The sequence below is a fragment of the Candidatus Hydrogenedentota bacterium genome (genome assembly GCA_016791475.1).
Lineage (GTDB): Bacteria > Hydrogenedentota > Hydrogenedentia > Hydrogenedentales > JAEUWI01 > JAEUWI01.
Genome location: JAEUWI010000001.1, coordinates 289,124 through 296,271, shown reverse-complemented (window position 1 = coordinate 296,271; position 7,148 = coordinate 289,124). Strand labels below are relative to the sequence as shown.

Annotated in this window: 6 protein-coding genes; 2 read left to right on the top strand and 4 right to left on the bottom strand. The window is 61.3% G+C overall.

Features of this window, described 5'->3' with window-relative positions; all coding sequences use genetic code 11:
* The 4 genes from JNK74_01115 to JNK74_01100 all read right to left on the bottom strand — a co-directional run.
* A partial coding sequence (locus tag JNK74_01115; protein MBL7644765.1) for an aminotransferase class III-fold pyridoxal phosphate-dependent enzyme occupies nucleotides 1–953 on the bottom strand: 953 nt, incomplete at its 3' end.
* A 76-nt stretch (nucleotides 954–1,029) separates the two neighbouring features.
* Complete coding sequence (locus tag JNK74_01110) at nucleotides 1,030–1,962, bottom strand: hypothetical protein (protein MBL7644764.1); 933 nt, start codon at nucleotides 1,960–1,962, stop codon at nucleotides 1,030–1,032.
* Between the two features lie 261 nt (nucleotides 1,963–2,223).
* Nucleotides 2,224–3,402 carry an amidohydrolase family protein gene (locus JNK74_01105; GenBank protein ID MBL7644763.1) on the bottom strand — a complete coding sequence of 393 codons (1,179 nt, stop codon included), beginning with the start codon at nucleotides 3,400–3,402 and terminating at the stop codon, nucleotides 2,224–2,226.
* Nucleotides 3,395–4,138, bottom strand: coding sequence for a GntR family transcriptional regulator (locus JNK74_01100; protein MBL7644762.1), 744 nt, complete (start codon nucleotides 4,136–4,138; stop codon nucleotides 3,395–3,397). The genes JNK74_01105 and JNK74_01100 overlap by 8 nt, the downstream gene beginning before the upstream one ends.
* A gap of 240 nt (nucleotides 4,139–4,378) precedes the next feature.
* Here JNK74_01100 and JNK74_01095 point away from each other — a divergent pair, with 240 nt between their 5' ends.
* The gene (locus JNK74_01095; protein MBL7644761.1) at nucleotides 4,379–5,704 is read left to right on the top strand and encodes a neutral/alkaline non-lysosomal ceramidase N-terminal domain-containing protein; all 1,326 of its coding nucleotides are present in this window, start codon (nucleotides 4,379–4,381) and stop codon (nucleotides 5,702–5,704) included.
* A 34-nt stretch (nucleotides 5,705–5,738) separates the two neighbouring features.
* On the top strand, nucleotides 5,739–7,112 hold the full coding sequence (locus tag JNK74_01090) for an FGGY-family carbohydrate kinase (GenBank protein ID MBL7644760.1): 1,374 nt from the start codon (nucleotides 5,739–5,741) through the stop codon (nucleotides 7,110–7,112).
* The last annotated feature ends 36 nt before the right edge of the window (nucleotides 7,113–7,148 follow it).

Genomic DNA, 7,148 nt, shown 5'->3' with positions numbered 1-7,148 from the left:
GCTTCTTTATAGGGCTCGCGCACGGCCACGCAGGTGACGGGGAAGCCGTTGCCGAAGCCCTTGCCGATGGTGACGATATCGGGCACGGTGTCGTAGTGCTCCATGCAGAGCCACTTGCCGGTGCGGCCCCAGCTTGTTAACACTTCGTCGGCCATGAGGAGGATACCGAGTTCGTCGCAGAGCTTGCGCAGCTTGGGGAAGAAATCGTCGGGCGGCATGATGGTGCCCCCCCAGCCCTGGATGGGCTCGAGCACCCAGCCGGCCACGTCGTGGACTGTGCCCTTGTCGATGTATTCGCGATAGAAGCTGATGTAGGCATCGGTGTCGATGGAGCCGTCGGCCTTCGTCCACATGGGGCGGTAGAGGTCCGGGCGGGGCAGCATGTGTACGCCGGGCGCGCGCACGGCGCCGTACACGTGGGAGCGAATGTGACCGTGGGACACGGCGCCGTAGGTCTTGCCGTGGTAGTCGTAGAAGCAGGAGAGGGTCTCGTTTTTCTTCGTCACGGCGCGAAGCACGCGGATGCCCGCTTCTACGGCGGTTGTGCCGGAGTCGTAGAACTGGAAGCCGTTCAGATCGCCGGGGAGGATCTCCGCGAGCTTCTCTACGAGCATGGTCTTGATGGGCGTGGTGAAGTCGTGGGCGTTCATCAGCTTGAAGGCGTATTTCGCGATGGCCTCGCTGATCTTCGGGTGGCAGTGGCCCAGGGTCGTGACGTAGATACCCGAGGAAAAGTCGATGTACTCGTTGCCGTCCACATCGCGCAGCATGCAGCCTTCGCCGGATTCAAAGGTCACGGGAAAGAGCTTCACCTGACCACTGAGGCCTTTGAAATAGGTGCAGCAACGGTCGTGAAAATCCTGCGAGATGGGGCCCGGCGCGGAAACCACCATATTGGGAAGATCGGCGCAACGGGCGTTCGCCCAGTCGAGGGAAGATGTTTTCGTTGTCATGAGAATTCCTTTTAGTACCTGCGTATTCGTGTAACCTCGTTACACGTGCCGGCAAGGATGCCGGCGCTCCCAACTATCAATACCCTTTGTCCCAGCGGGGACGGATATCTTCGGCGATGCTCTCGGTCATCCACACGTCCGTACGGAGCAATTGGTGGATGGATGTGGGCAACTTCGGCGTGACCGGACCATGAAGGCAGAGCCGCGACATGGTTCGCTGCCACGAGGCCTGGGAACCGTCCACCGTGATGCCGTGGAGGTCGATGCGGTTTTTCGCACCGATAACCTCTGCGGGCCCGATGGTCGCGGCCTTCGGCGGCACGGCGGTGAGGTCGCCGCTGAGGCCGAAGCTTCCGTGGAGCGAGTTCTGCGCGATGGTGAATGGACTCAGGGTGCAGATGCGTGGGCCCATCTGCTTCCACTCCTCCAGGGGCGCTTCGAACTCGGGGCAGTCGGGTTCCACGAAAGCGAGGTGGCCCGTCCAGCCGGGGCCGCTGTAGCAATAATCCGCGCCGCCCATGTCGGCGATCATCTTGCCGTAATCATTGATGTTTTCCGAGGTCGGTCCCTTGATCTGCTCGATGGGCGGACGCAATGCGGGGTCGATGTTCGCGTAGAAATGGGTCATCATGGAGTACATGAAGCCATATTCCCACGTGGCGGGCGGCGTCTGGCCGTGCTCGTTCGCGTATTCGTCCATGTTGAAGGTGTGGAGGTGGCTGCAATCGAGGCGGTTGATGTTGATCATCTCCGCCACCCACTTGTAGCCCGGCCAGGGCTGGGGCGTGATCAGCACACAGGTGCGGTTCTCATCGCGCGCCTGCTTGATCTGGGCGTAGATGTGCAGCAGCCACTTCAACTGCAATTCTGCATCGGGAATGACCTCGATCTTCAGCTCGGGATTCGGATGCTTCGTGATGTTTTCGCGCGTGATGGCGCGCACCCGCGCAACGGCGTCCTTGTCGCGGAAGGGCACGCACTCGGCCGGGCTGAACTCAAATGTGGACATGGAAGTCCCTCTCCTGTTCTGAGACAAAAAATGATTATTACCACGAAGGACACGAAGCACACGAAGGTGAAGGAAAGGAGAAAAGAGACAGGAATTCACGCAGCACTGTTCGATTTAGAGTCGAGCTTCTCTTTGCTGAATGGCATACATTCAACAAAAACTTCGCTGCGTTCCCACTACATTCTCCCTGGTTCACTTCTTCTTCTCTTTTCCCTTCGTGCTCTTCGTGTGCTTCGTGGTGAATACTTTCTACATTCGTGGTCAAAATACTTTCTTCCCCCCGACCCAAACGGCGGCGGGGGTTAGTGCTTCATCATCGTTCCACAGTACCAGATCGGCGCGCATGCCGGGCTCCAGTTTTCCGCGATCCGTAAGGTCCAGGACCCGCGCGGGGCTGCTCGTGCCCATCGCCCACACCTCCGCTTCGGGCTTGTCGATCCATTTCAGCAGGTTTGCCATACCCTGATTCATGGTGAGGGCGCTGCCCGCGAGAGCGCCGAAGAAAGGATGCTCAGGATCCGCGATGCGCGGCGCGTTCCCCGGCTTCGCTTCAACGTTGTATCCCCAAGGGGTGTCATAGACACCGGGGCCCAGGCCCGCCCCGAAGGAGGCGTCCGTAATGAGCGAAACGCCCTCAACACCTTTTGCCGCGATGGCCGCGCGCACGGCCATCGGGTGAACATGGATTCCGTCGCAGATAAAATCGCAGGTGGCCTCGGGGTGGACGAGAATGGCCTCCACCGCGCCCACGGGCCGCACGCCGGGATCGGTCTCTTCGGGCACGGGAAACACATCATAAAAGTGGGTGGCATGGCGCGCGCCCGCTTCGATGGCGGCCCAGGTCTGCTCGGCGCTCGCGCGGGTGTGGGTGATGAAAGGCGCGATACCCGCAGCACGGAGGCGCTCAATTACGGGAATGATATTCGCCTTTTCCGGCGCGATGGACATGACACTCACGCGGCCCGAGCAGGCCTTGAGCAGGCGCTCCAGCAACTCAAGATCGCCGTCCAGCGTGGCGCAGGCGGCCCCGGCAATGGCGACGAAGGGCCCCTCCAGGTGCAGGCCGGGAATGGACACGTCGGTGATACTCGGAATGGCCGCCGCAAGTTCGGGCAACACCGCCCACATCTCGTCCGTCATTTTCGGTACGAGGGTCGGGATGACCGTGGTGACGCCATAGCGCGGCAGGAGGGCGGCGGCGGCGCGCAATTCCTCGGCGCCGCGATCATAATTGTAGTGGTGCATGCCGTGGGTGTGGACATCGATCAGGCCGGGCGTGACACGTTTGCCCCGCGCGTTGATGCATTCGATCTTGCCGCCGCCCAATACAAGGTCGGGACCAAGCGCTTTGATGACCCCATTTCTCACATGGATCGAGCCCTCTAAGACACCCTCGCCGGGCGCGATCACGCGCGCGTTCTCAATAAACAACTCAGCCATGGGATTTCCCCAGGGTGCCGCGCGATTTGAGGTCAATGGTGCTCTCGAAGCGAAATACGTCGTGGCGATAATGGGTGATAAAGAGTCCCGCGGGTATGCCGCCGGAAACAGTTACCACATTGGTCTCTTTGAGCACGATATCGTTCGTCTTGATGTTGAGCAGGGTGGCAATGGGCTTCAGGGCGCGGGTTGCTTCAATGGACTGGGTGCAATAGTCCAGCGCGATCCGTTGCCGCCGGGCCCAGAGGGCAAGAAAGTCCATTTCCTCGAAATGGGCGATGTCCAGGCGGTCGGCGAAGCGCTGCACGATGAACACCTGGTCCGTGGCGATGGGCTCCTCGCGGAGACGATCCACGCGCACCCCTTCCAGCACCGACTCGCCGGGGGCGAGTTGCAGGGCTTTCGCGGTCGCTTCGTTCGCCGCGGCCGTGCGGAGATATTCCAGGCGGCGACTGAGATCGGGCGCATGGGTCTGGATGCTGCCGAAGTAGTCTGTCGTCAGCAGGGGTATCTTGCGTTCCGGATTGGACTTGATAAAGGTGCCCACGCCCTGATGGCGTTCCACCAGTTGCTCATCCTCCAGAATCTGTAGGGCCCGGCGAATGGTGATGCGCGATGTTTGAAACCGCTCGCAGAGTTCCCGCTCCGTCGGCAACTGGTTGCTGCCTTGCCAGGTGCCCGAAAGGATCTGGTCACGGAGGGTGGCGGCGACGCGGTTGTAGGCGGTGGCTTGCATGGTTGGGCGGGGCTTCCTGGGGCCGGTCGAGAATCGATTGCAACACAGGTATGGGAAAAGTATAATTGGTTATAACAACATTATCAAGTCGAATGACGCCCCTTGTATTGGGCGGGAAGCGCGTCTACCTGTATTTCGGACCGCCATCCCGGCTAGAATTCCAGCCGCCGGTTGCCCGTTGCGCCCGTGTAGCCCGGCCGTGTTGCTTCGTTGTGTTTCAGTCCACGGAAAGGTTCGCCTTTGAACAACCAACTCTTCGCCGGCGCGGCGGCGGTGGATATCACCCCCGCGACGTCCCTTCACCTCTTCGGCTACCCCCACGTGGCCCGCAACAGCACGGGCGTCCACGATCCCCTCTACAGTTCCGCGCTCTACCTCAAGTCGGGCGGCGAGCAGCAACTTTTCATTGGCAACGATGTCATTTTCGTGCCCAAAGATCTTGCGGGCCGCGCGCGCAACCGCCTCGCATCGTCCACGGGCATCCCCGCGAGCGCCATCTGCCTGTCGGCGACCCACACGCACTCCGGGCCGGATACGGTGGCCTACGTGAGCAACGCGGCCGACCACACGGTGCCGCCGCCGGACGAGGCCTTTCTCCAGCAACTGGAGGATGGCATTGTGGCGGCGGGCGAGGCGGCGGTGAAATCCGCCGTGGCGGCGGAGATCGCGTTTGCCATTGCCGATGGTTCGTGCGTGGGCGGGAACCGGCGCAACCCCGCCGGACCGAGTATTCCCGAGGTGCCCGTGTGGCTTGTGCGCGACGCGGTGACTCAGGCGCCCATCGGTGTCATGTTGATTGTATCCATGCACCCTACGGTGCTGCACGAAGACTCTACGCTGTACAGCGGCGACTTTCCCGGCCTCACGCGGCAACGCCTTCAAGCAGCGTGGCAGGGCCTTCCCGTGATCTATCACACGGGCGCCTGCGGCAACCAGAGCCCGCGCCATGTGGTGAAGGCGAACACCTTCGCCGAAGCGGAGCGCCTGGGCTTTGCCCTCGCCGACAACGTGCTGGAGGCCATGGCCGCGCCGAAATTCAGCGCTGAATTGACACTGGGCCACGGTGCCACGTCCGACAGGCTGCCCCTGCGAGTCTTCCCCGGCGAGGCGGAAGCGGCGGCGGCGGTGGACACGGCAACCGCCCGATTCGAGCGATTGAAACAGGCGAATCCGGGCAGCCCCGAGACGCGCACGGCGGAGACGGATCTTTTTGGAGCCCAGGAGACCTTAACGCTGGCCCAGGCGGTCCGCCGTGGGCTGGTGGATGCGGCGGCGGCGAAGTGCATACCCGCCGAAGTGCAATGCTTCCGCCTCGGTGATCAGCGGATCGCGGCGTTCCCCGGTGAAGTCTTTGTGGAGTTTGTCCTCGATTTGCAGGCGGAGTTTCCGAAGCTCCATGCCATCACCATGGCCAATGGTGAACTGCAGGGCTATCTGGTAACAGAAGAGGCCCTGGCCGAAGGCGGCTACGAAGCGTCGAACGCCCTGTTTAAGAGTCCAGACGGTGCAACCATTCTGATGGACCTCGCGGCGGAACTGCTCTGCGAGCCGGCGCTGGAAATATGATGTTTTCAGTACTTCACCCAACTTACAGGGCGACATGTTGAATCCTTCCGGCACCATTCTCGTGTTCGATCTTGGCACAACCAATTTCAAGGGCACGCTTTTCGACATCAACGGGGAACTCAAGGCCCTCGTCCGCATCCCCACGCCCTTCACCAACACGCGCGGCATGCACAGTGAAGTGTCGGTAGCAGCCTTTGATGCGGCCATCCAGCAGATCGCAGACGAACTCCGGGCCTCGGCGCCTGCGGACTACGCCGCCATCACTGCGGTCACCTTTTCCAGCCAGACAAACAGCTTCGTACTGCTTGCACCATCAGGAGAGGCCCTCACCCCCTTCATTATCTGGAATGATCGCCGCGCAGCCGCCATCGATCCGCCACTGGACGCCTTCATAACACTGCCCGATTTCTACGCGAGATCGGGCGTTCCCGGACTCTCGCCGGAGTTCATGCTGGCCAAGCTCTACTGGCACCAGGAAGAAACCGCCGAACTATGGGAGCGCGTAGATCGTATTCTCCTCATCAGCGACTATCTCACGTGGCGCTTTACTGGCAAGTTTGTGACTGAAGCGGGTACGGCGGGGCTGACCGGACTCATCGACATTCATACGCTGGAATGGCGCGACGATGCGTTGGCCCTGATCGCCCTGGAGCGGGACAGCCTCTGCGACATCGTCCGCGCGGGCACCAATCTGGGTAGGGTGACGCCGGCTGCAAGCGAAGCATTTCACCTTTCATCTGATTGCCGGTTTGTCGTCGGCTGTCTGGATCAGTTTGCGGGGGCTATCGGCGCGGGCAACACGCAATGCGGCGACATCTCCGAAACCACCGGCACCGTCCTGGCCACGGTGCGTTGCGCGGATGAGTTCGCGCCCGTCGTGGGGAGCCCCGTGTTCTGGGGACCTTCCGCTTCGCCCGGTCGCTACTACCAGATGATTTTTGGCGATGTTTCCGCCAATCTGCTCGAAGCCTTTCGCAATGCCCTGCCCGAGCCGATGGAGTTTGACGCGCTCGGTGAAGAAGCGGCGAATGCTTCGAGTGGACGACTCATTTTGCCCCGCAATCTGGATACGCCGGCGCTTTTGGAACTTGTGCGCGCCTGGGCCAATATGGAGCCACGCGGCGAGGCCGTGCGCGCCATCTTCGAAGGCGTGGCGAATTCCCTGAGCGATCAACTCGAACAACTGTGCGGTCCGTCGCGCCCGAGCGAGATTCACAGCGTGGGCGGTGCGGCGCGGAGCAAGGTGTGGATGGCGATCAAGTCCGATATCCTGGGTATTCCTGCCCGAGCGGTGGACTGTCCCGAACCCACGAGTCTTGGCGCGGCCCTGCTGGCGATGCACGGTCTCAGTGGTATATCGTTGGAGTCATTGGCGGCGCGATGTGTGAAATTGGCGGGTACAGAATAACATTGAAGATTGCCAGAGAGAGATTTGAGTCTTATA